This is a genomic window from Ruegeria sp. SCP10, assembly GCF_040329495.1.
Lineage (GTDB): Bacteria > Pseudomonadota > Alphaproteobacteria > Rhodobacterales > Rhodobacteraceae > Ruegeria.
Genome location: NZ_JBDZYF010000001.1, coordinates 760,188 through 781,570 on the forward strand (window position 1 = coordinate 760,188; position 21,383 = coordinate 781,570).

Sequence of the window (21,383 nt, forward strand, 5' to 3'; positions counted from 1 at the left end):
TGGACCAAGGCATCGAAGGTAAGTCTCAGCGCCTTGATCCGTATTCGTCGGGGTCGGTACCTGTGGCAGCTATCCGACCCCTGCGCCCCGGGGTGCCGGGGCGCTAAACTCAGCTACACCCGCTTGTTGCGCCGCAGGTGTTGCACTTCATGCAAGTGCCGTTGCGCACCAGCGTGTAGTTTCCGCATTCGCCGCACGGGTCGCCCTCGTAGCCCTGCATCTTGGCTTTGGTACGAGCGTCCATGGTGGTTGCGACGGCAGTTTCTGCGACTGGAGCTTCAAATGCAGCGGCTGTTTCTGCCATGCCGTTCAAATCAGCCTGACCAGCGTTGAACACCGCCAGATCTTGCGGCAACCGCTTGCGCAGATAGCCGGTCGAGCTGATTTGTTTAAGCACTTCCAGTGACTTGGAGGCCGCACTGTCGCTGAGCTCCGAGACGTTCGAGACGCCTTCTTCTTCACCACGACCAAGATCGTCAAAGCTTGCGCCTTCGGGTTTCACATGGGCCAGATCGGTGCGGTCCAGATAGGACACAGCCAATTCACGGAAGATGTAATCAAGGATCGACGTTGCGTTCTTGATCGAGTCGTTGCCCTGCACCATCCCAGCCGGTTCGAACTTGGTGAAGGTGAAGGCGTCAACGAATTCCTCGAGCGGCACACCATATTGCAGGCCGACCGACACTGCGATGGCAAAGTTGTTCATCATCGCCCGGAAGCCGGCGCCTTCCTTGTGCATGTCGATGAAGATTTCGCCCAGCTTGCCGTCTTCGAACTCACCGGTGCGCAGGTAAACCTTGTGGCCGCCCACGATCGCCTTTTGGGTATAACCCTTGCGGCGATGGGGCAGTTTCTCGCGATGGCTGCGGATCATTTCTTTGACCACAACCTTCTCGATCACCTTCTCGGCCAGAACGACGGCTTTTTCCTGCGTCGAGCCGCTTTCCAGAACTTCTGCGGCTTCGTCGTCATCTTCGACCAGCGCTGCGGCCAGAGGCTGAGACAGTTTCGAGCCGTCACGATAGAGAGCGTTCGCCTTCACACCCAGCGACCAGCTGAGTTCATAGGCCTTCTGGCAATCCTCGATGGTCGCGTCATTGGGCATATTGATCGTCTTCGAGATCGCACCCGAGATGAAGCTTTGCGCTGCCGCCATCATGGTGATATGGCTATCAACCCCCAGGAAACGCTTGCCTTTCTTGCCGCACGGGTTGGCGCAGTCGAAAATCGAATAGTGCTCTTCCTTCAGATGCGGCGCGCCTTCCAGCGTCATCGTCCCGCAGACATGATCGTTCGCCGCGTCGATATCCGCCTTGGTAAAGCCTAGATGGCGCAGCAGATCGAAGGTCGGGTCATTCAGCTTGGTCGCCGGGATGCCCAGTACCCCGGTGCAGAAATCCTCGCCCAGTGTCCACTGGTTGAAGACGAACCGGATGTCGAAGGCGCTTTCCAGCGCGGCGTCTACCTTGGCCAGTTCATTCGGACCAAAGCCATGACCGGTCAGCGAAGTGTGGTTGATCCCCGGCGCATTGCCGATGGTGCCGTGGCCGACCGCGTAGCTGACGATCTCTTCGATCTGCGACGAGGAGTAGCCCAGTTTTTCCAACGCCGAAGGCACCGAGCGGTTGATGATCTTGAAGTAGCCACCACCGGCCAGCTTCTTGAATTTCACCAGCGCAAAGTCAGGCTCGATCCCAGTCGTGTCGCAATCCATCACCAGACCGATGGTGCCGGTGGGCGCGATCACGGTGGCCTGCGCGTTGCGGTAGCCATTTTTCTCGCCGAGGCTCAGCGCCTCGTCCCAAGCCGACATGGCCAGATCGACCAGACGCTTGTCCGGGCAGTTGCCGTGGTCCAAAGGCACCGGCTTAACCGCCAGTTTCTCATACCCCTCGGTCACACCCTGCGATGCGCGGCGGTGGTTGCGGATGACGCGCAGCATGTGGTCAGCGTTGCGTTCATAGCCTTTGAAGGCACCCAGCTCACCGGCGATCTCAGCCGAGGTTGCATAGGCCACACCGGTCATGATCGCAGTCAGCGCGCCACAGATCGCCCGCCCCTCATCCGAGTCATAGCTGTAGCCCATGTTCATCAGCAGACCGCCGATATTGGCATAGCCCAGACCCAAGGTGCGGAAATCGTAAGACAACTGCGCGATTTCCTTCGACGGGAATTGCGCCATCGTCACTGAAATTTCCAGTGTAAGGGTCCACAGGCGCGAGGCGTGCATGTAATCCGCCGCCTGGAACTCACCATCCTTCAGGAAGGTCAGCAGGTTCATCGACGCCAGGTTACAGGCCGTGTCATCGAGGAACATGTATTCCGAGCAAGGGTTCGAGCCGCGAATCTCACCATCCTCGGGGCATGTGTGCCACTCGTTCACTGTGTCGTGGAACTGAATGCCCGGATCAGCACAGGCCCAAGCGGCGTGGCCGACCTTCTCCCACAGGTCGCGCGCTTTGACCGTGCGGGCAACCTTGCCATCGGTGCGGTTGATCAGCTCCCAATCCGCGTCTTTCTCAACGGCGGTCAGGAACGCGTTGGTCACGCGGATCGAGTTGTTCGAGTTCTGGCCCGAGACAGAGCTGTAGGCCTCCGAATCCCAGTCCGTATCGTAAGTCGGGAATTCGATGCTGTCGTGGCCCTGACGGGCGTAGTCGAGCACGCGCTTTATGTAAGTTTCTGGGATCGCGACCTTTTTCGCCTCACGCACGGCCGTCTTCAGGCCGTCGTTCTTGTTGGGATCATATGCATCGTCCTGCGCGCCGTCCCAAGACCGGATGGCCTCGAAAATGCCGTTCAGCATCTTCTCGTGCATCTTCGATCCGGCAACGATCGAGGCCACCTTCTGCTCTTCGATCACCTTCCACTCGATGAATTGCTCGATATCGGGGTGATCGGCATCGACGATCACCATCTTTGCTGCTCGACGGGTTGTCCCGCCTGATTTGATCGCGCCCGCAGCGCGGTCGCCGATCTTGAGGAAACCCATGAGGCCCGAGGACTTGCCGCCACCCGACAGCGCCTCGCCTTCGGCCCGCAGATGGCTGAAGTTGGTCCCGGTGCCTGAGCCGTATTTGAACAGGCGCGCCTCACGCACCCACAGATCCATGATGCCGCCTTCGTTCACCAGATCATCATCTACGGACTGGATGAAGCACGCGTGCGGCTGAGGGTGCTCGTAAGCGGATTTCGATTTGGTCAGTTTGCCGGTTTTGTAATCAACATAGTGATGTCCCTGCGCCGGGCCGTCGATCCCGTAAGCCCAGTGCAGACCGGTGTTGAACCATTGCGGCGAGTTCGGCGCGGCGCGCTGGGTCGCCAGCATATAGCGCATCTCATCAAAATAGGCGCGCGCGTCCTCCTCGGTTGAGAAATAGCCGCCCTTCCAGCCCCAATACGCCCATGCGCCGGCCAGACGATCGAACACCTGCTTGGAGGATGTTTCGCCATCGAATTCAGCACCATCGGCCGGAACCGAACGCCACAAGAATTCGGGAACGTCTTTCTCTTTGACCTTTTTCAGCTTGCTGGGAACACCTGCTTTGCGGAAATACTTCTGCGCGATCACGTCGCTTGCGACTTGGCTCCAGCTTGATGGAACTTCGATATCGTCCAACCGAAAGACAATTGTACCATCGGGGTTTCGAATCTCGGACGTGGCCGAAATGAAATCCAAGTCTGCATATGCATCCTGCCCCGGTTTCGTGAATTTTCTTTCAATTTTCATGTCCGCTGCCTTCGAATTAATGACCGTCTACCCAGCTTCGGGCCTGAGAAATGCCAAGCCCCCCACCTTGCCGAACTCGACAGACGCAAAGGTCCGGACGCTGCCGCGCGCAGCGCAAAACCGCATCAGCGGTTGCACAATCAGTTGGTGTGCGTCCCGTCCCTGCCCTGCGCCTTCTCTAGATTTCATACCAGATGTAGTGGCGTCATATTCGGCTCATACAATCTGGCGTATCCACCCATAGAAGGTCAACGGCCTTTTTGAGTCATTTTTGAAATCTTTTGTGTTGACCCGATCATCGCGCCGGGTCTTGCGTTGGGCGTTTCCGATTCCTCCACAGAATGATCCACGGCAAAATCCCGCCGATCCCAAACTCAACAAAATGAAATTCCTGTTTTTACCAGCATGTTTATAAGCGTTTGATGAACCAGACCACTGCTGGTTAGGCTGGAACAGAATCATCGCGAGCCTACAAAGGGACGAGGTGGTTAACGCGCAAATCATTGAGGGCTTACAATCAGATGCGGCTGTTTCACTTTCTATCGCCACTGGCCCTAATCGTGGCGTGCACACCACAAGATGTGTCCGAACCATCACGCAGTGCTCAGTTCAATGACTACCCCACGCGTCTGTTCGAAACCTTCGAAATGAGCTGCACCGGCCCGGGCGACAGTTTTCGCAAGCTGCCCGACAGCAGCTTTGAATGCAGCGAATACCTACCCCCCGAAGCAGCCGCTTTCCTGATACTGACCTATGATGGCTCCCCTCAGAACCTGCCCAAAAGCGTCATGCGATTGAACCCGAGCAAAACCGCATCCGGCTACCGCGTTGATGCCTCGCTGGTGTTCAGAGTTCCACAAAAGGCCGGATCGGTTGTTGAGGTTCCCGTCGAAAGCGAAGCATTGGACCAAGCCCTTGCCAGGCTTTATCGCGCGTTGGGCGGATCGCCAGGCTGATTGCTGCAGCTCGGCTGGCTTCATCACGGTTTGCTCATAAGGGTGCTGCCTTCCTAAAAGCACGCAAATAGAGTCGCACAACCTATAACGAGTTCATCGCATAAGCAGTTCGATATAAGCTGTGGAAGTGGTCGGGGCGGCAGGATTCGAACCTACGACCCCCTGTACCCAAAACAGGTGCGCTACCAGACTGCGCCACGCCCCGGACCGTGCGCCTTCCTAAACGTGCCGATCTGATTTGAAAAGCCCTAACAGGGCCAAATTGCCGGGCCTTGTGAAAAAATTTCGTGGCGCATCTGGGTTCCGGCTTCGATTCCATAGCGCGCGGCCAATCCAGCGTTGATTTCAAGCACCGCAAACACGGAATCGCCGCCTTCAATTGGAGTCAAATCACCCGGAATCGCGCCTTCATGCACGCTGCTAACCGCCCCGGTTTTGTCGATGAAGATCATGTCCAGAGGAATCAGGGTGTTCTTCATCCAGAACGCCACGCGCTGAGGCGGATCGAATACGAACAGCATTCCCGACCTGTTGGGTAGGGAGTCTCGAAACATCAAACCACTCGAACGCTCTTGGGGTGTTATCGCCAGTTCAACGTTGAAACGTAGCTGAGTCTGATCGTTCTTCAGCTCAACCCGGTCAGGGCGGCAGTCCGCCAACGCGCCCCCGGCCCAAAAGGTAAAGATCAGGGCAGGAGCGATTAGGCGACTCATCATCGTGGAATCATTCGTCCAGTGCGGCTTCCCAGGCAAGCACCTGTGCTGCCATCCGGCCTCGTTTTCCATCGATCACGCGCATGGCCAGCGCTTCGCCGGGTTGCAGATCGGCAAGGCCCGAGCGGCGCAAGACTTCGATATGCAAAAACACATCCTCACCGCGGCCAAACACATTGGCAAAGCCAAAACCCTTGCCCTTGTCGAACCATTTCACCCGCGCGGCCTCCATCGGGGCATCTGCGATCACGTCTGGATCAAGTTCGGCGAAATCGGCCAGCAGCATAGAATCTGCACGCGCCGGCGGATCAACACTGATCACCTCGACCGCCTGAACTCCCCGGTCTGTGCGATGCGTCATAATTTCGATGCCCGCGCCATCCGCGACAGAGCTTTGACCAAAATTGCGCAAGACGTTCACATGCAACAGAATATCCGGACCGCCTTCGTCAGACACAACGAACCCGTACCCTTTCGCAGGGTCGAACCATTTCACGTGTCCACGTACGCGATACATATTATTCAGATCGTCCGGCACTGTATTCCTTACGCGCATTTATTAAGATCGTTAAGGTTTGTTTGTTTATGGGAATGGCCCGCAAATTCAAGCTGAAAAAACCCATTGTTTTCTGAGTGTTGCATTTCACGTAACGCGAACATCATGGATTCAGCCTTTCCACTTGCCAAACTGATCCGGGCTCATCCCTCTGCCATCTAAAGCGATCATGCAGGCGAAAGGCCCCATCTGCCCAGAATTCAATTTCAATCGGCGCGATTCTGTACCCTCCCCAAAATGGCGGTCGCGCAGGGTTCGGCCCATGTTTCGCAGTTACCTTTGCAACCTCTGCCATCAACGCAGCGCGACTGCTCAGCGGCTGAGACTGCCGCGAAGCCCAGGCCCCCAATCGGCTTTTGAGCGATCTGGATGCATAATACTCATCCGCTTTCGGACCCGTTTCGCGCGTTATTGTACCACGAACTCGGATTTGACGCCGCAAAGATTTCCAGTGCATCACAAATGCGGCTTTGCCCGCACCATCCAGCTCTGACGCTTTGGTGCTTTCGTAGTTTGTGTAAAAAACGAAGCTGTCCGGTTCGATCTCTTTCAAAAGAACCATACGAACATTGGGCATACCGTCCAGGTCGACAGTCGCCAACGCGATCGCATTCGGATCGTTGATTTCACTCTCTTCAGCCTCAGCTAACCACCGAGCCGCTATTTCAAACGGATCGGAGCCAGCAAAGATGCCATCGCGCTCGTTCATTTCCATCCCCAGGAAAGTACTGAGTAAGAACCTAAGGCGATAACCCGCTACGGGCAAGAGTGGATGGCCTTGATGCAGCGCTAACGATGGCATAAACCAACGCAATACAACGCGAAGACAGGCGGAGAACCAAACATGGCAAATCAGTTGATGGCCGGCAAACGCGGCCTCATCATGGGACTGGCCAATGACAAATCAATCGCATGGGGAATCGCGCGCGCTTTATCCGATGCCGGGGCCGATCTGGCTTTTTCTTATCAAGGCGACGCTCTGAAGAAACGGGTCGACCCATTGGCAGCGCAACTTGGCAGCGAAATCGTCCTGCCGTGCGACGTCAGCGACGAGACGTCAATCGACGCATTGTTCACCGCGCTCGAAGCAAAATGGGGCAAGCTGGATTTTATCGTTCACGCCATCGGGTTCTCGGATAAGAACGAACTGCGCGGTCGTTATGTCGACACCAGCCGCGCGAATTTCAATTTGACCATGGATGTGTCCGTCTTTTCCTTCACAGCCGTGATGCAGCGCGCAGAAAAGATGATGGGCGAAGGCGGCAGTGCCGTGACCCTGACCTACTATGGCGCCGAGCAGGTCATGCCGCACTATAATGTCATGGGTGTTGCCAAAGCCGCGCTGGAAGCATCGGTCAAATATTTGGCCGAGGACCTGGGCAAGGATGGCATCCGCGTGAACTCGATCTCGGCTGGGCCGATCAAAACGCTCGCTGCCAGTGGCATCGGGGACTTCCGCTATATCATGAAATGGAACGAGTATAACTCACCCCTGCGTCGCAACGTAACCATCGACGATGTCGGCAACTCGGCGCTGTATCTGCTGTCTGACCTCAGCAGCGGTGTGACGGGCGAGAACCTGCATGTGGATTCGGGCTATCACATTGTCGGCATGAAAGCCGTCGATGCGCCTGACGTAGAAAAGGGCTAAGATCATGAGTGCCAAGGATCGCCTGCCCCACGAAAAAGGCTTTCATATCAGCTGGGATCAGATTCACCGCGATTCCCGCGCTCTGGCCTGGCGGCTGGATGGGCAAGGCCCCGACGATGGATCCTGGCGCGCGGTTGTCGCGATCACCCGTGGCGGAATGGCCCCGGCCATGATCGTCAGCCGTGAGCTGGACATCCGCACAGTCGACACGATCAGCGTACGCTCCTACCACCATCAGGAACAGGGCGAGGCCGAGGTGCTCAAGGCCCCGGATGCCCCGTTGATGGGCGATGGCGAAGGTGTTCTGATCATCGACGATCTGGTCGACAGCGGCAAAACCCTGGATCTGGTGCGCCGGATGTTTCCCAAGGCGCATTTCGCGACGGTCTATGCCAAACCCAAGGGCCGCCCGATGGTCGACACGTTCATTACCGAGGTCAGCCAGGACACCTGGATCTTCTTCCCATGGGATATGGCCTTGCAATATGTCGAACCCTATCGCGGCACGGACTAACTTCTTCTGTTCAAAAATACTTCGGAGCGCGAGGCAGAGCCTCGCACAAGCCCTGCTGGCACTGTCCAAGGACAAAACCCAATGACTCAAACCCGCACCAGCGTCACCTTTCCGCCCCCGGTGATGGAGGCGCGCCGCTGGCTTGACGGGGTTGCATTTTCAGATGACCAGCCGCTGATCAATGTTAGTCAGGCGGCTCCCGTCGATCCACCACCGCTGGCCATGCGTCGGGCCATGGCCGAGTTTGCTGTGGAACAAGATAGCGCCCATCTCTATGGGCCCGTCTTGGGCAACAGTGATTTACGCGCAGAGCTGGCCAACCAGATCAGCACCCACTACGCGGCAGAGGTCGCCGCGAACCAGGTTGCCATCACCTCGGGGTGCAATCAGGCGTTTTCGGCCGTCATCTCGGCGATCACGGATCAGGGGAACGAGGTCATCCTACCTACCCCGTGGTACTTCAATCACAAAATGTGGCTGGACATGGCAGGCGTGCACGCGGTCGACTTGCCAACCGGCGCTGATCTTTTGCCTGATCCCGAACAGGCGCGTGCGCTGATCACCGACAAAACCCGCGCTATTTCCTTGGTCACGCCCAACAATCCCGGCGGGGTCGAATACCCGGCGGACCTGCTTCGCGCCTTTTACGATCTGGCGCGCGAGGCTGGCATCTACCTGCTGGTCGACGAAACCTATCGTGACTTCGACAGCCGCAGCGGCCCACCGCATGATCTGTTCCAACAGCCCGGCTGGGATCGGACGCTTGTGCATCTCTATTCTTTCTCGAAAGCCTACCGCCTGACCGGTCATCGCGTCGGAGCAATTGCGTCCAGCGCCGCCCTGCTGGCCGAGATTGAAAAGTTTCTGGATACGGTCGCGATTTGCCCCGGCCAGATCGGCCAATTTGCGGCCCTGTGGGGCATGCAGAACCTAGGCCAATGGTTGGCCGGGGAACGCGATGAAATCCTCGACCGGCGCGCCGCCATCACGGATGGGATGCCAAAGCTGACTGCCAAGGGCTGGCGGTTGTTGGGCTTAGGCGCATATTTCGCCTATCTCGAACACCCGTTCGAAATCCCTTCGGACGAACTTGCGCGCCGCCTCGTTTCAGAAGCCGGGATCCTCCTGCTGCCCGGTACGATGTTCATGCCCGTAGACGATCCTGCCGGGCAGCGCCAGGTGCGCATCGCCTTTGCCAATCTGGATCGGGCCGGGATCGGCCAATTGTTCGACCGCTTGCAGGCGCTTTCCTTCTAAGCTTGCCCCCCGGCGGTGCCCGTCGTATTCAGGGCGGCGACCAACAGGGCAGAGACCTGCCAAAACACCAAGAGGACATCATGGCTGCAGGCAAGAACAGTCTTTCGAAAACCTTTGTCTGGATATTGATGGGCCTTTTGTTCGTCGGTCTTGCCGGCTTCGGCGCCACCAATCTCAGCGGCACCATCCGCACTGTTGCACAGGTGGGTGACGAAAGCGTCTCGGTCGATGCCTATGTACGCGAGTTGCAGCGCGAAATCCGTGCCGTTGAGGCCCAGACCGGGCAATCGTTGCAAATGTCTCAGGCCCGAGAGCTGGGTTTGGAACAGCGCGCCCTGTCTCGCCTGACCGCGCTCGCCGCGTTGGACAACGAAGTCGGCCAGTTGGGCATTTCGATTGGCGACGAAAACCTGCAGGAAGAGATCGTGGCGATCCCGGCCTTTCAGGGCGTTGATGGAAGTTTCGACCGCGAAGCCTATCGGTTCCAACTGGATCAATTGGGTATCTCGGATACCGAATTCGAATCGGACCTGCGCAAGGAATCTTCGCGCACGATCCTGCAGGCTGCTGTGACCAGCGGCGTGGTCATGCCCAATACGCTGACACAAACGCTGGTCGATTATCTGGGCGCGCGGCGCAGCTTCACCATCGCGACCCTCGGGGTTGAGGCGCTGACGACGCCGGTTGCTGAACCAACCGCTGAAGAGGTTCAGGCGTTTTATAATGAAAACACCGATTTGTTCACCCTGCCCCGCACCAAAAGACTGACCTATGCGATCCTCTCACCCGAGATGTTGATCGATACGGTCGAGGTCGACGAAGATACGCTGCGTCGGCTCTACGACCAGCGCGCGGCTGAATACCAACAACCCGAACGCCGGTTGGTCGAACGGCTGAATTTCCCCAGCGAAGAGGCCGCAAATGACGCCATGGCGCAGCTTGAGGTCGGGGGTACCACATTTGAACAACTGGTGCGCGACCGCGAGCTTGAGCTGAGCGATATCGATCTAGGCGATGTCACCCGCGACGATCTGGGCGACGCCGCCGATGCCGTATTTGCGGCAGAGCTGGATCAGGTTGTCGGACCTCTGCCTTCGGTCTTTGGCCCCGCTTTGTTCCGGATAAACGGCTCACTGGCCGCCAACAACGTTCCTTTCGAAGAGGCTGAACCAAGCTTGCGCGAAGAACAAGCCTCAGAGCGCGCGCGCCGCCTGATCGAAGCCCAATCTGAGGATATCAACGACCTGCTGGCCGGTGGTGCCACGCTGGAAGAGTTGGCTGCTGAAACCGAGATGGTGCTGGATCAGATCGACTGGACCCGCGACAGCAGCGAACAGGTTGCTGCTTATGACGGGTTCCGCGTTGCCGCCGAAGCGGTGCAGGAAGGTGATTTCCCAGAGATCGCGTTCCTTGAGGATGGATCGATCTTCGCGCTTCGGCTGGAAGAAGACCTGCCCCCGCGACCCGAACCCTTGAACAGCGCGCGCGACCGCGTCGCCGCGGCCTGGACCGCCGCCGAGACTAATACGGCTTTGCAGGATCAGGCCGCCTCGGTCCTGCTGGACCTGGCCACCGATGGAGATTTCACCGCAACCGGTCTGCCCTTCCGCGTGGAAAACGCCCTGACCCGCACCGCATTTCTTGAGGATGTGCCCCCCAGCTTCATGGCTGAGGTGTTCGAGATGGAGCCCGGAGAGCTGCGCGTGATCAGCGGCAATGGTGCCGCCTTGATCGTACGCCTGGACGAGATCCTGCCACCTGACGAAACCGACGAGTTGCGACAGCTGCAAGAGGCCCTCAGCGCTCAACTGAATCAGGCCTTGGCGCAGAACATCTTTGACGCCTATGTCCGCGACGCGCAGACCCGTGCGCGCCCTGTGGTCGATCAGCAAGCCCTGAACGCCGTGCAGGCGAGCTACTAAGGGACCACTATGGCACTGACACCCGATTTCGACACATTCGCCCGCGCCTATGAGGCGGGTGAAAATCAGGTCGTTTACACGCGCCTTGCTGCTGACCTGGACACACCCGTTTCGTTGATGCTGAAGCTGACCGGTGCGCAAAAAGATGCCTTTATGCTGGAATCCGTCACGGGCGGAGAGGTGCGCGGGCGTTATTCGATTGTTGGCATGAAGCCTGATCTGATCTGGCGCTGCCGGGGCGAAACATCCGAGTTGAACCGGTCCGCCCGGTTCGATCCCGAGGCGTTTGACCCGCAAACCGGCAACCCAATGGACAATCTGCGCGCCTTGCTGGCCGAAAGCCGCATCGCGCTGCCTGATGATCTGCCGCAAGCGGCTGCCGGGCTTTTTGGTTATCTGGGCTACGACATGGTGCGTCTGGTCGAGTATCTGCCAGATGTGAACCCTGACCCGCTGGGCCTGCCCGATGCGATCATGCTGCGCCCTTCGGTCGTGGCGGTTTTGGATGGCGTCAAAGGCGAAGTCACAGTGGTCTCTCCTGCATGGGTTAGTGACGGGCAATCTGCCAAAGCAGCCTATGCGCAGGCCGCCGAACGCGTGATGGACGCTGTCCGCGATCTGGAACGCGCCATGCCAGCGGAAACCCGCGATCTGGGTGACGCGTCTGAGGTTGCTCCGCCCGTGTCGAATTTCACCAAATCCGGCTATATGGAAGCGGTTGAAAAGGCCAAGGAATACATCCGAGCAGGCGACATCTTTCAGGTCGTCCCGGCACAGCGCTGGACACAGGATTTCCCGCTGCCGCCGTTCACGCTCTATCGGTCTTTGCGCCGCACCAACCCTTCGCCGTTCATGTTCTACTTCAACTTCGGTGGCTTTCAGGTCGTGGGCGCCAGCCCCGAGATTCTGGTGAGGGTCTTTGGCGACGAAGTCACCATTCGTCCCATCGCAGGCACCCGCCCGCGCGGCGCGACGCCAGAGGAAGACAAAGCAAACGAGTTGGATTTGCTGGCCGACAAGAAGGAATTGGCCGAACATCTGATGCTGCTGGATCTGGGTCGCAACGATACGGGCCGCGTCGCCAAGATCGGCACTGTACGCCCAACCGAAGAGTTCATCATCGAACGCTACAGCCACGTGATGCATATCGTGTCGAACGTGGTAGGTGAATTGGCCGAGGACAAAGATGCGCTGGATGCCTTCTTTGCTGGGATGCCTGCGGGTACAGTCTCGGGCGCGCCAAAAGTCCGTGCGATGGAGATTATTGACGAGCTGGAACCTGAAAAGCGCGGCGTCTATGGCGGCGGTGTTGGTTATTTCAGCGCGGGTGGCGACATGGATATGTGTATCGCCCTGCGCACGGCCATCGTGAAAGACCAAAAGCTTTACATTCAGGCGGGCGGCGGCGTGGTCTATGACAGCGACCCCGAGGCAGAGTTTATGGAAACCGTTCATAAATCGAACGCCATCCGGCGGGCAGCAGCAGATGCGGCGCGGTTCACCTCAACAGGCAACAGTTAAACAACGAAAGGCGGCGATCCCGGATCAGCCGCCTTTCGTCAGCCCTTACTGAACCTCGCGCTTCATCACCGCAGAAATTGGCGCCATGGCGACCCGGCTGGCGCGATCCTCAAGCCCCCAAAGTAGCAAGGCAGAAATCGTTTCGGGACGCACACGGCCCAGCATCACCACAGTGCCCTCCTGCCCGGCGCGGAAGACGGCCTGATCCAGAAAACGGCGCATGATCTTGGGGTCCTGACGGGCCCCGTCAATATCTCGGAATATGACGCTGGATGGGATTCCGTTGCGCGCGGCGATCTTCTGGACGGTATTGAGCCCGTTGTCTTGTGTGATCAGCCCACGACCCGTGACACCTGCAATCTCGGCGACCTGGTCGGCCAGCTTGCGATTGCCCTGAATGCCGGTTTCAACCCCTTCCAGAATTCCTACAGTTTCCGGCAGGGTTTCCAGCCAGACGGCCATCGATACTTCGGCATCCTGTGCGCTGGCAGCCTCGGGCAGATCGGCCAGGGCCATCACCTCAAACCCGGCAGCGCGGTGGCGCGCCATTTTTTCGGCGGCGTTTGGATCAGAGGGGCTGACAGCAAAGCTGATCGGATAGGGAAAGTCCTGCAAGGCCTCGGCCCCAAAGGATTGTTCATCATCGATCAGGATAATGGACATCAGCGGCTTGGATTCGGCATTTTCAAATGCGGCGGCGTAGGCTTCGATTGGTTTGCCCATAGGGATCAACCCTGTGACATCACCTGTTTCCTCAGCCGGTGGATCGTCGCGTTCGGTCAGCGGCACCACACGCTTACCGACGATCGTGCTGGTGCTGGTCTCGTTCTCTCCACCGATCTGAGGCAAGGCGGCGATACGCGGCAAAGTGCGCGGCAGAGTATCCTCGTCCCCTTCGACAGCAATCGGGCTGTTTTCGAACGGGTTTTCTTCGGTGCTGCCTTCGGTTGAGCCTGGAACATCGATGCTTGGCAAAGGTTCCAGAACCGCAACTTCTTCAGCTTCAGGCGCAGCGGGTGCCTCACCGATCACCTGTGGCTGCACTTCATCCTGAGGGGTTTCAGGCGCAGCTCCGGGCAGTGGCGGCGCGGCAGGCGGGTTTGTCAGCACCGCAACCTCATCCGCTGTGCCGGGATACGGCTGTTCGGGCTGTTGCCCCGGCCCGGTGATGTTTGGCTGGGCATCTGTCTCTTGCTCAAGACCTGACAGATCGGCCACATCCTCTTCTTGGAAATCGGCAGCTTCTGGCCCAGCGGGTTGCGCATCGACCAGATCGGCGTCTGATCCGGTCTCGGTCACACTGGCCGAGGCTTCGGATGTGGTGACATCCTCGGGCTGTGGTGCCTCGGTTGCCACAACCGGTTTTTGGGTCAACGGTGCCTGCAACGACAAAACCGCGCCCAAGATCAAAACAACGACCGCACCCGCGACCATTCCTCCGACAAATCCGCCCATGTCCAACGCCTTTCGCCTGTCTACTGCTACGCCCGTTCTTACGTCATCTTTTGCAACGCTTGGCCTGATGGCGCGTATGGAACGGGTTGTCCTCTTGACGCTGCCGCCCAAGCCTGAGCATGTATGTCCCGACATTATACCGTGGCCGGGGGCTGTATCGCCAGCCTGAAATGCCCAAGCTAAGATAAGTGCCCAAATGCTGCTGCTGATCGACAACTACGATTCGTTTACCTACAACCTGGTGCATTATCTGGGCGAACTTGGGGCCGAAATGGTCATTCGCCGCAATGATGCGCTGGATGTGCAGGAAGCCATGGCGATGAATCCCGCCGGTATCCTGCTGAGCCCCGGCCCTTGTGACCCGGATCAGGCCGGGATTTGCCTGGCCCTGGCCGAAGCCGCGGCCGAGACAAAAACACCACTGATGGGGGTTTGCCTGGGTCACCAGACCATCGGCCAGGTCTTTGGGGGCAAAGTGATCCGCTGCCATGAGATCGTACATGGTAAGATGGGTACAATGAAACACACAGGCAAAGGTGTCTTTGCCGGTCTGCCCTCGCCCTTTGAAGCGACGCGCTATCATTCACTGATTGTTGAGCGTGAAAGTCTGCCCAATTGCCTTGAGATCACGGCAGAACTGGACGACGGCACGATTATGGGGCTGCAGCACAAGGAACTGCCCATTCACGGGGTTCAATTCCATCCGGAATCCATCGCCTCCGAGCATGGCCACGCCCTGCTCAAGAACTTCCTGCAAGAATTGAAAGTCCCCGCATGAGCGACGCTTTGAAACCGCTGATCGGCGCGTCTGCCGACCGGCCTCTGACCCGCGCCGAAGCGGAACAGGCCTTTGGGATTCTGTTCGATGGCGAGGCCACGCCCAGCCAGATCGGTGGGCTGCTGATGGCGATGCGAACACGTGGCGAAACCGTGGACGAATACGCCGCCGCCGCCGCTGTGATGCGCGCCAAGTGTAACGCGGTCACCGCCCCGGCGGGCGCGATGGATATCGTAGGCACCGGTGGCGATGGCAAGGGAACACTGAATATCTCGACTGCGACTGCGTTTGTCGTGGCGGGGACCGGTGTCACCGTGGCCAAGCATGGCAACCGGAACCTCAGTTCGAAATCCGGCGCGGCAGATGCGCTGGGTCAAATGGGCATCAACGTGATGGTCGGCCCGCAAGTGGTTGAAAAAGCACTGAATGAGGCAGGTATCTGTTTCATGATGGCCCCTATGCATCACCCTGCCATTGCTCATGTCATGCCCTCTCGGCAAGAACTTGGGACGCGCACGATCTTCAATATTCTCGGCCCGCTGACCAATCCGGCGGGCGTCAAACGGCAATTAACGGGCGCCTTCTCTCGCGAGTTGATCCGTCCGATGGCGGAAACGCTGGGTCTATTGGGATCTGATCGCGCGTGGTTGGTCCATGGATCGGACGGGACAGATGAGCTGACCATCACCGGTGTCAGCTGGGTCGCAGCCCTGGAAAACGACACCATAAAAGAGGTTGAACTGCACCCTGAAGACGCGGGCCTGCCCGTACATCCGTTCGAAGAGATCGTTGGCGGCACCCCGGAAGAAAACGCTGTTGCCTTCGGCGCACTGCTGGATGGTGCGCCGTCGGCCTATCGTGATGCTGTTCTGCTGAACTCGGCCGCTGCTTTGGTCGTGGCCGAGGCCGCGAGCGATTTGCGCGAAGGCGTTGAAAAGGCATCCGAAAGCATCGACAGTGGCAAAGCCAAAGAAAAGATCAACGCCCTTGCGCGGATCACACAGGAAGCTGCATGACCGAGACTGTTCTGGACAAAATCAAAGCCTATAAGCTGGAAGAGATCGAAGCGGACAAGGCACAAAAACCGCTGGCCGAGCTGGAAAGCGAAGCGCGAGATGCGCCTGAGGTGAGTGGCTTTGCCGAGGCGCTGCACAACGCATCGCGCATCGGCTACGGTTTGATTGCCGAGGTCAAAAAAGCCAGCCCCTCCAAAGGTTTGATCCGCCCGGATTTTGATCCGCCCGTTCTGGCAAAAGCCTATGAAGATGGCGGCGCAGCCTGTCTGTCGGTGCTGACCGACACGCCCAGTTTTCAGGGTGCCAAAGAATATCTGACTGCTGCGCGCGCTGCGACCAATTTACCCGCTTTGCGCAAGGATTTCATGTACGATCCTTATCAGGTCGTCGAAGCGCGGGCCTTGGGGGCAGATTGTATTCTGATCATCATGGCCTCGGTCGAGGATGCCCAAGCCGCCGAACTGGAGCAAACCGCGTTTGACTGGGATATGGACGTTCTGATCGAAGTTCACGATGAAGCCGAGCTTGACCGCGCGACGCAGCTCAAAAGCCCGCTGATCGGCATAAACAACCGTAATCTCAAGACCTTCGAGACCACTCTTGATACAACCCGACGCCTGTCAAAACTAGTGCCAGGAGATCGGACGATTGTCTGCGAAAGCGGTCTGGGCGCGCCGGAAGATCTGGCCGATATCGCCCGCTACGGGGCGCGGTGTTTCCTGATCGGTGAAAGCCTGATGCGGCAGGATGACGTCACCGCAGCAACCCGCAATATCCTGTCGAACCCACTGATTCCCGGGGTGATGTGATGCCGCTCACGCATTTTGATGCTGAAGGTCAGGCGCATATGGTCGATGTCTCGGACAAGGATATCACTGACCGCGTTGCGGTGGCTGCCGGGTACATCAAGATGGCGGCAGAAACCTTTGATTTAATTTCAGAAGGCCGCGCCAAGAAAGGCGATGTTCTAGGCGTTGCGCGTCTTGCGGGGATCATGGGGGCCAAAAAAACGCCCGACCTGATCCCGCTGTGCCACCCGCTGCCCGTAACCAAGGTTGCTGTTGAACTGACGCTGGACCCTGATCTACCGGGTGTCCAAATCGAAGCCACGGTCAAAACCTCGGGCCAGACCGGCGTTGAGATGGAGGCGCTGACCGCGGTCTCAACCGCCGCGCTTACGGTCTATGACATGACCAAAGCCGTGGACAAGGCAATGGAGATCGGTGGCATACGCGTTTTGCTGAAAGATGGTGGTAAATCAGGGCGTTACGAAGCGCAATGATATCGGTCGAAGACGCACGCACTCTGCTGTTTGATCTGGTCGCGCCGCTTCCTTCCGAACCGGTGCCACTTGCCAAATCGGCGGGTCGCATTCTGGCCGAACACGTTGTCGCAACCCGCGATCAGCCTCCCTTTCCCGCCTCATCGATGGACGGTTACGCAGTCAAAGCGGCCGAGGTCGAACGTCACGCGATGTTCAAAGTTGTAGGCGAGGCCGCCGCGGGCAATCGGTTCGATGGTAGTGTCGGCCCTGGACAAGCCGTGCGGATATTCACCGGCGCGCCGGTGCCGGAAGGGGCTGACTTCATTGTCATACAGGAAGATGTGGACCGTCGCGGCGATCTGATCACCATCACCGACGCGCCCGGCCCCAAAACCAATATCCGCCCCGCTGGGGTGGACTTTGCCAAAGGCACCACAATCGCGGCCCCGCGCCTGATCCGGCCTGAGGATGTGGCGCTTATGGCCGCCATGAACATCCCCCAGGTCCCGGTTGCGCGGAAACCGCGGATCGCCCTGATCTCGACCGGAGACGAATTGGTGATGCCGGGTGAGACCCCGGGCCCGGATCAGATCATCGCCTCGAACACGTTCGGCCTACAGGCACTGCTCGAAGGGGTTGGTGCCCATGTTCGTGTTCTGCCCATCGCACGGGATACGGTATCTTCACTGGAAACTGCATTTGGACTGGCGGAAGGTGCCGATCTGGTGGTCACCATCGGCGGTGCTTCGGTCGGGGATTATGATCTGGTCTCCGAAGTATCCGAGGCGCTGGGAATGGAGCGATCCTTCTACAAAATCCGGATGCGCCCCGGAAAGCCGTTGATGGCTGGGCGGATGGGTGATGCCGCAATGGTGGGCCTGCCCGGGAACCCCGTAAGCGCAATGGTATGCGGCTACCTTTTCCTGATTCCGATGGTACGACGGATGTTGGGGCTCGATACGGTCGTGACACCCTTCCAGCATGCGGTTCTGGCCGAAGCGCTGCCTGCAAATGGGCCACGTGAACACTATATGCGTGCCATTATTGACGAAAACGGCATCCGCGCCTGCGCCGATCAGGACAGTTCCTTGCTGAGCGTTCTGGCCGAAGCCAATGCTTTGATCATGCGTCCGCCCGAAGACCCAGAGCGCGCTGTTGGGGCCGAAATCCTGTATCTGCCGATTTAGAACATCTTCAAATTCGTTGACACAAAACGTGAACATGCGTAGAACAAAAGAAAACGCATGAGCGACGAGGTGTGAGCGATGCTGACCAAGAAGCAGTTGGATTTGCTGGAATTCATCCACAAACGTGTGCAGCGGGATGGCGTTCCGCCCAGTTTCGACGAAATGAAGGCCGCTCTGGATCTGCGATCTAAATCCGGCATCCACCGATTGATCACAGCGCTGGAAGAACGGGGCTTTATCCGCCGCCTGGCGCATCGAGCCCGTGCGATTGAGATCGTTAAGTTACCCGAAAGCCTAGGGGGCGAGCCCACCACCGGATTTACCCCTCGGGTCATCGAAGGCGACAAGCCCGAAGGCCCGCGCCCTGCAAATTTCGAACCGGTCTCGGTCGATGCGCTGGAATTGCCGGTCATGGGCCGCATCGCTGCTGGCGTTCCGATCGCTGCTATCAGCCACGAATCCCACCGCGTGGCCGTGCCTGGTCCGATGGTATCCGGCCAAGGGTCGCATTACGCGTTGGAAGTGCAAGGCGACTCAATGATCGACGCTGGTATCAATGACGGAGATGTTGTCATCATCCGGGAAACCTCGACAGCCGACAATGGCGACATCGTGGTTGCACTGGTCGAGGATCAGGAGGCCACGCTGAAACGCTTCTTCCGCCGTGGCAACGCCATCGCGCTTGAAGCCGCAAACCCGGCCTATGAAACGCGCGTTCTGCCTGAAGACAAAGTTAAGGTTCAGGGGCGTCTGGTCGGGTTGATCCGCAGCTACTGATCACCAGACTTGCCACGGTCCCCGGTAGATTTCGGGGACCAGAGACGGTGTCCCGTCAGATCGGCACTGGTGATCACTTTACCACCCGAGATGGACAGGCTGCCTGTGTGGTACAGCCGATCCGGGTCAAACACCCCGCAATCACCCTGGATGGTCAACTCTACTGCCGAGACGACAATCTGGTTCGCGTTGCATTCCGTAAATCCGCGTGCAGCCCGTTTGCCAGTGATGTGAACAACCTCGGCCCCCTGCACGGCAATACGCTGGATCAGATCAGCCTTGCCCGGCCAGCGCCTGGCCGCCTGCCCCTGATCCTGCCCGTCGCCGTCATTCTCCAGCCAGACGGTTGCGACAAAGCCGCTGCCTTTCTTCTTGCTCAGCGCCCGGCCCTCTTCTGTCATGACACCAACTAGGCCGCCGGATTCTGCAATCAAAACCTCGGGGCGATGGTCTGATGTCCACAGCAGGAACGCCGCTGCCACCGGACCAAGGCCCACCCAGCGCATCCGCCCCTGCCAGAGCGCCAGCCAAAGCCCACCAAGGGCAATGATAGGCAACACGAACCAAGGCGGGCTGACCACGTAGCCTTGCGCCCCCTCAAGGCTGGACACCCAATCGGCCACCAACAAAATCCAGCTTAGCCCGATCCCCATGACCTCGAGCGCAATCCAGTCCAGATCAAACGGCGCCAGCAACGCAGCAACCACGGCAGACGGTACGACAACCGCCCCCATCACGGGCACGGATAATAGATTTGCCAAAAGCCCATAGTGCGACATGGTGTTGAAATGCGCCGCCCCAATCGGTGCAGTGGCAAGACCTGCTATGGCGGAAGACAACAACACCCCCAGAATGGGCCTGAGCCATTTCGGGCCCGGTGTCGGACCAAAATCGCGCAACGTGCCAAACACCGCCACCAGTGCGGTCGTGGCAGCAAACGACATCTGAAAACCGGGGCTGAGCAATGTCTCAGGGCGCAAGATCAACACGATCAGCGCAGCCACCGCCACCGCCCGCAACGAAATCGCGCGGCGGTCGATCAGAATGGCCCCGAACATGACACTGACCATGACAAAAGCCCGCTCGGTCGCCACATTGCCCCCCGACAGCATCAGGTAAATAACTGCAGCCACAAGAGCGCATCCGGCCGCCAGTTTTCGCACTGGCATCCGTAACGCGAGGGTTGGGATCATCGACAGTCCGATCCGGCAGGCCACGAAGACAAATCCGGTCAACAATCCCATATGCAGGCCGGAGATCGCCAGCAGATGCGCAAGGTTCGACGCCCGCAGCGCGTCCAGCGACGCCTGTCCCATGCCGCTGCGATCTCCGGTCGTCACTGCAGCCGCAAACCCGCCGACCTCACCCGGCAGGAGACTGCGCACATGGTTCGAGATCGCCATCCGGATCGCCGTGATCCGAACGCCATCCAGCGCATCCTGTGGCGGGGCGACGGTGAGGACCGGAACACGTGTGTATCCGACCGCGCCCAAGCGTTGAAACCAAGCATGGCGTCGGAAATCGAACCCTCCGGGCTCGACCGGGCCCTGTGGTGGGGACAGGTGGGCCGTGGTCATAATCCGTTGCCCAGGTGCGATACGTCCAATGTCGGAATGGATGGAAAGGCGGATGCGCTGCGGTCGCCGGTCTTTTGGAACGTCCCCTAGTCGCACCTGATCCAGCGTCAGTCGCAGCGCATCCGAGGCAGACCGGTCCATGGCCACTACGCGCCCCTCAACTGGGCCGTAGTAACGCCATGACAGAACCGGTTCTGCCACCATATGGGCGCGTGTGCCGGCCAGCACAAAGCCCGCCGCAACCAGCGCCCCCCCGATTGCCAACGATCCCCAACCCGAAGGAAGCACTCGGGTCAGCCAGATCAGCCCCAGACCAAGGCCGCATAGGCAGGTATAAACCGCCCAATCCGGCTCGAACCGAAGTCCAAAATAGAGGCCAATCCCGACTGCAAGGCACACCGGCGACCAGGGAAATAGGAACCCCGTCTGGTTCAGCAGCGCCACCTGGGCCCGTGCAAGAACACGCATGGTTGCCCCCGTCCTTCGGGCTCGTTAGACAGGCGCCAAAC

18 protein-coding genes and 1 tRNA gene are annotated in these 21,383 nt (G+C 58.7%); 12 read left to right on the forward strand and 7 right to left on the reverse strand.

Annotated features, from left to right (window positions below; genetic code table 11):
• Positions 1 to 109 precede the first annotated feature (109 nt).
• Positions 110 to 3,730: a vitamin B12-dependent ribonucleotide reductase gene (locus tag ABLN87_RS03875; RefSeq protein ID WP_353007743.1), complete on the reverse strand. Its 3,621-nt coding sequence runs from the start codon at positions 3,728 to 3,730 to the stop codon at positions 110 to 112.
• Between the two features lie 521 nt (positions 3,731 to 4,251).
• Here ABLN87_RS03875 and ABLN87_RS03880 point away from each other — a divergent pair.
• Positions 4,252 to 4,686, forward strand: a complete 435-nt coding sequence (locus tag ABLN87_RS03880) for a hypothetical protein (protein WP_353007744.1) — start codon at positions 4,252 to 4,254, stop codon at positions 4,684 to 4,686.
• 128 nt (positions 4,687 to 4,814) lie between these two features.
• Here the strand turns inward: ABLN87_RS03880 and ABLN87_RS03885 are convergent.
• The 4 genes from ABLN87_RS03885 to pdxH form a co-directional block, all read right to left on the reverse strand.
• Positions 4,815 to 4,891, reverse strand: a tRNA-Pro gene (locus ABLN87_RS03885).
• A gap of 43 nt (positions 4,892 to 4,934) precedes the next feature.
• Entirely contained in the window at positions 4,935 to 5,399 is a 465-nt protein-coding gene (locus ABLN87_RS03890) for a DUF192 domain-containing protein (RefSeq protein ID WP_353008381.1), read from the reverse strand.
• Between the two features lie 10 nt (positions 5,400 to 5,409).
• The gene (locus ABLN87_RS03895; protein ID WP_353007746.1) at positions 5,410 to 5,916 is read right to left on the reverse strand and encodes a cold-shock protein; all 507 of its coding nucleotides are present in this window, start codon (positions 5,914 to 5,916) and stop codon (positions 5,410 to 5,412) included.
• 142 nt (positions 5,917 to 6,058) lie between these two features.
• Entirely contained in the window at positions 6,059 to 6,664 is a 606-nt protein-coding gene (pdxH, locus tag ABLN87_RS03900) for a pyridoxamine 5'-phosphate oxidase (RefSeq protein ID WP_353007747.1), read from the reverse strand.
• Between the two features lie 135 nt (positions 6,665 to 6,799).
• Between pdxH and fabI the strand changes: the two genes are divergently transcribed.
• From fabI to trpE, 5 genes are all read left to right on the forward strand, one after another.
• Positions 6,800 to 7,606 carry an enoyl-ACP reductase FabI gene (fabI, locus tag ABLN87_RS03905; RefSeq protein ID WP_353007749.1) on the forward strand — a complete coding sequence of 269 codons (807 nt, stop codon included), beginning with the start codon at positions 6,800 to 6,802 and terminating at the stop codon, positions 7,604 to 7,606.
• Between the two features lie 4 nt (positions 7,607 to 7,610).
• A complete protein-coding gene (gene gpt / locus ABLN87_RS03910; RefSeq protein WP_353007750.1) occupies positions 7,611 to 8,120 on the forward strand; it encodes a xanthine phosphoribosyltransferase in 510 nt (169 codons plus the stop codon).
• Positions 8,121 to 8,201: 81 nt separating this feature from the next.
• Positions 8,202 to 9,377, forward strand: coding sequence for an aminotransferase (locus ABLN87_RS03915; protein ID WP_353007751.1), 1,176 nt, complete (start codon positions 8,202 to 8,204; stop codon positions 9,375 to 9,377).
• An 80-nt stretch (positions 9,378 to 9,457) separates the two neighbouring features.
• Positions 9,458 to 11,299, forward strand: a complete 1,842-nt coding sequence (locus ABLN87_RS03920) for a peptidyl-prolyl cis-trans isomerase (RefSeq protein ID WP_353007752.1) — start codon at positions 9,458 to 9,460, stop codon at positions 11,297 to 11,299.
• A gap of 9 nt (positions 11,300 to 11,308) precedes the next feature.
• Positions 11,309 to 12,820 (forward strand): anthranilate synthase component I, encoded by a 1,512-nt coding sequence (gene trpE, locus ABLN87_RS03925; RefSeq protein ID WP_170532890.1) that lies wholly within the window; start codon positions 11,309 to 11,311, stop codon positions 12,818 to 12,820.
• A 45-nt stretch (positions 12,821 to 12,865) separates the two neighbouring features.
• Here the strand turns inward: trpE and ABLN87_RS03930 are convergent, their stop codons facing one another.
• Positions 12,866 to 14,275 (reverse strand): divergent polysaccharide deacetylase family protein, encoded by a 1,410-nt coding sequence (locus ABLN87_RS03930; protein ID WP_353007753.1) that lies wholly within the window; start codon positions 14,273 to 14,275, stop codon positions 12,866 to 12,868.
• A gap of 196 nt (positions 14,276 to 14,471) precedes the next feature.
• Between ABLN87_RS03930 and ABLN87_RS03935 the strand changes: the two genes are divergently transcribed.
• The 6 genes from ABLN87_RS03935 to lexA all read left to right on the forward strand — a co-directional run bounded on the left by ABLN87_RS03935 (position 14,472) and on the right by lexA (position 19,297).
• Positions 14,472 to 15,053 (forward strand): anthranilate synthase component II, encoded by a 582-nt coding sequence (locus tag ABLN87_RS03935; protein WP_353007754.1) that lies wholly within the window; start codon positions 14,472 to 14,474, stop codon positions 15,051 to 15,053.
• The gene (gene trpD, locus ABLN87_RS03940) at positions 15,050 to 16,069 is read left to right on the forward strand and encodes an anthranilate phosphoribosyltransferase (protein ID WP_353007755.1); all 1,020 of its coding nucleotides are present in this window, start codon (positions 15,050 to 15,052) and stop codon (positions 16,067 to 16,069) included. Before ABLN87_RS03935 ends, trpD begins: the two co-directional genes overlap by 4 nt.
• The gene (gene trpC, locus ABLN87_RS03945; protein ID WP_353007757.1) at positions 16,066 to 16,878 is read left to right on the forward strand and encodes an indole-3-glycerol phosphate synthase TrpC; all 813 of its coding nucleotides are present in this window, start codon (positions 16,066 to 16,068) and stop codon (positions 16,876 to 16,878) included. The genes trpD and trpC overlap by 4 nt, the downstream gene beginning before the upstream one ends.
• Entirely contained in the window at positions 16,878 to 17,351 is a 474-nt protein-coding gene (gene moaC / locus ABLN87_RS03950; protein WP_353007758.1) for a cyclic pyranopterin monophosphate synthase MoaC, read from the forward strand. Before trpC ends, moaC begins: the two co-directional genes overlap by 1 nt.
• Entirely contained in the window at positions 17,348 to 18,520 is a 1,173-nt protein-coding gene (glp, locus tag ABLN87_RS03955; RefSeq protein ID WP_353007760.1) for a gephyrin-like molybdotransferase Glp, read from the forward strand. The genes moaC and glp overlap by 4 nt, the downstream gene beginning before the upstream one ends.
• A gap of 78 nt (positions 18,521 to 18,598) precedes the next feature.
• Positions 18,599 to 19,297, forward strand: a complete 699-nt coding sequence (lexA, locus tag ABLN87_RS03960; RefSeq protein ID WP_170532872.1) for a transcriptional repressor LexA — start codon at positions 18,599 to 18,601, stop codon at positions 19,295 to 19,297.
• Here the strand turns inward: lexA and ABLN87_RS03965 are convergent.
• The gene (locus tag ABLN87_RS03965; RefSeq protein WP_353007762.1) at positions 19,291 to 21,342 is read right to left on the reverse strand and encodes a ComEC/Rec2 family competence protein; all 2,052 of its coding nucleotides are present in this window, start codon (positions 21,340 to 21,342) and stop codon (positions 19,291 to 19,293) included. The two genes, lexA and ABLN87_RS03965, sit on opposite strands and share 7 nt — an antisense overlap.
• Positions 21,343 to 21,383: the final 41 nt, after the last annotated feature.

Excerpts from the sequence above, each read along its gene's own strand:
- ABLN87_RS03875 (WP_353007743.1), bottom strand. The coding sequence starts at position 3,730 with ATGAAAATTGAAAGAAAATTCACGAAACCGGGGCAGGATGCATATGCA.
- ABLN87_RS03880 (WP_353007744.1), top strand. The coding sequence starts at position 4,252 with ATGCGGCTGTTTCACTTTCTATCGCCACTGGCCCTAATCGTGGCGTGC.
- ABLN87_RS03890 (WP_353008381.1), bottom strand. The coding sequence starts at position 5,399 with ATGAGTCGCCTAATCGCTCCTGCCCTGATCTTTACCTTTTGGGCCGGG.
- ABLN87_RS03895 (WP_353007746.1), bottom strand. The coding sequence starts at position 5,916 with ATGTATCGCGTACGTGGACACGTGAAATGGTTCGACCCTGCGAAAGGG.
- pdxH (WP_353007747.1), bottom strand. The coding sequence starts at position 6,664 with ATGAACGAGCGCGATGGCATCTTTGCTGGCTCCGATCCGTTTGAAATA.
- fabI (WP_353007749.1), top strand. The coding sequence starts at position 6,800 with ATGGCAAATCAGTTGATGGCCGGCAAACGCGGCCTCATCATGGGACTG.
- gpt (WP_353007750.1), top strand. The coding sequence starts at position 7,611 with ATGAGTGCCAAGGATCGCCTGCCCCACGAAAAAGGCTTTCATATCAGC.
- ABLN87_RS03915 (WP_353007751.1), top strand. The coding sequence starts at position 8,202 with ATGACTCAAACCCGCACCAGCGTCACCTTTCCGCCCCCGGTGATGGAG.
- ABLN87_RS03920 (WP_353007752.1), top strand. The coding sequence starts at position 9,458 with ATGGCTGCAGGCAAGAACAGTCTTTCGAAAACCTTTGTCTGGATATTG.
- trpE (WP_170532890.1), top strand. The coding sequence starts at position 11,309 with ATGGCACTGACACCCGATTTCGACACATTCGCCCGCGCCTATGAGGCG.
- ABLN87_RS03930 (WP_353007753.1), bottom strand. The coding sequence starts at position 14,275 with ATGGGCGGATTTGTCGGAGGAATGGTCGCGGGTGCGGTCGTTGTTTTG.
- ABLN87_RS03935 (WP_353007754.1), top strand. The coding sequence starts at position 14,472 with ATGCTGCTGCTGATCGACAACTACGATTCGTTTACCTACAACCTGGTG.
- trpD (WP_353007755.1), top strand. The coding sequence starts at position 15,050 with ATGAGCGACGCTTTGAAACCGCTGATCGGCGCGTCTGCCGACCGGCCT.
- trpC (WP_353007757.1), top strand. The coding sequence starts at position 16,066 with ATGACCGAGACTGTTCTGGACAAAATCAAAGCCTATAAGCTGGAAGAG.
- moaC (WP_353007758.1), top strand. The coding sequence starts at position 16,878 with ATGCCGCTCACGCATTTTGATGCTGAAGGTCAGGCGCATATGGTCGAT.
- glp (WP_353007760.1), top strand. The coding sequence starts at position 17,348 with ATGATATCGGTCGAAGACGCACGCACTCTGCTGTTTGATCTGGTCGCG.
- lexA (WP_170532872.1), top strand. The coding sequence starts at position 18,599 with ATGCTGACCAAGAAGCAGTTGGATTTGCTGGAATTCATCCACAAACGT.
- ABLN87_RS03965 (WP_353007762.1), bottom strand. The coding sequence starts at position 21,342 with ATGCGTGTTCTTGCACGGGCCCAGGTGGCGCTGCTGAACCAGACGGGG.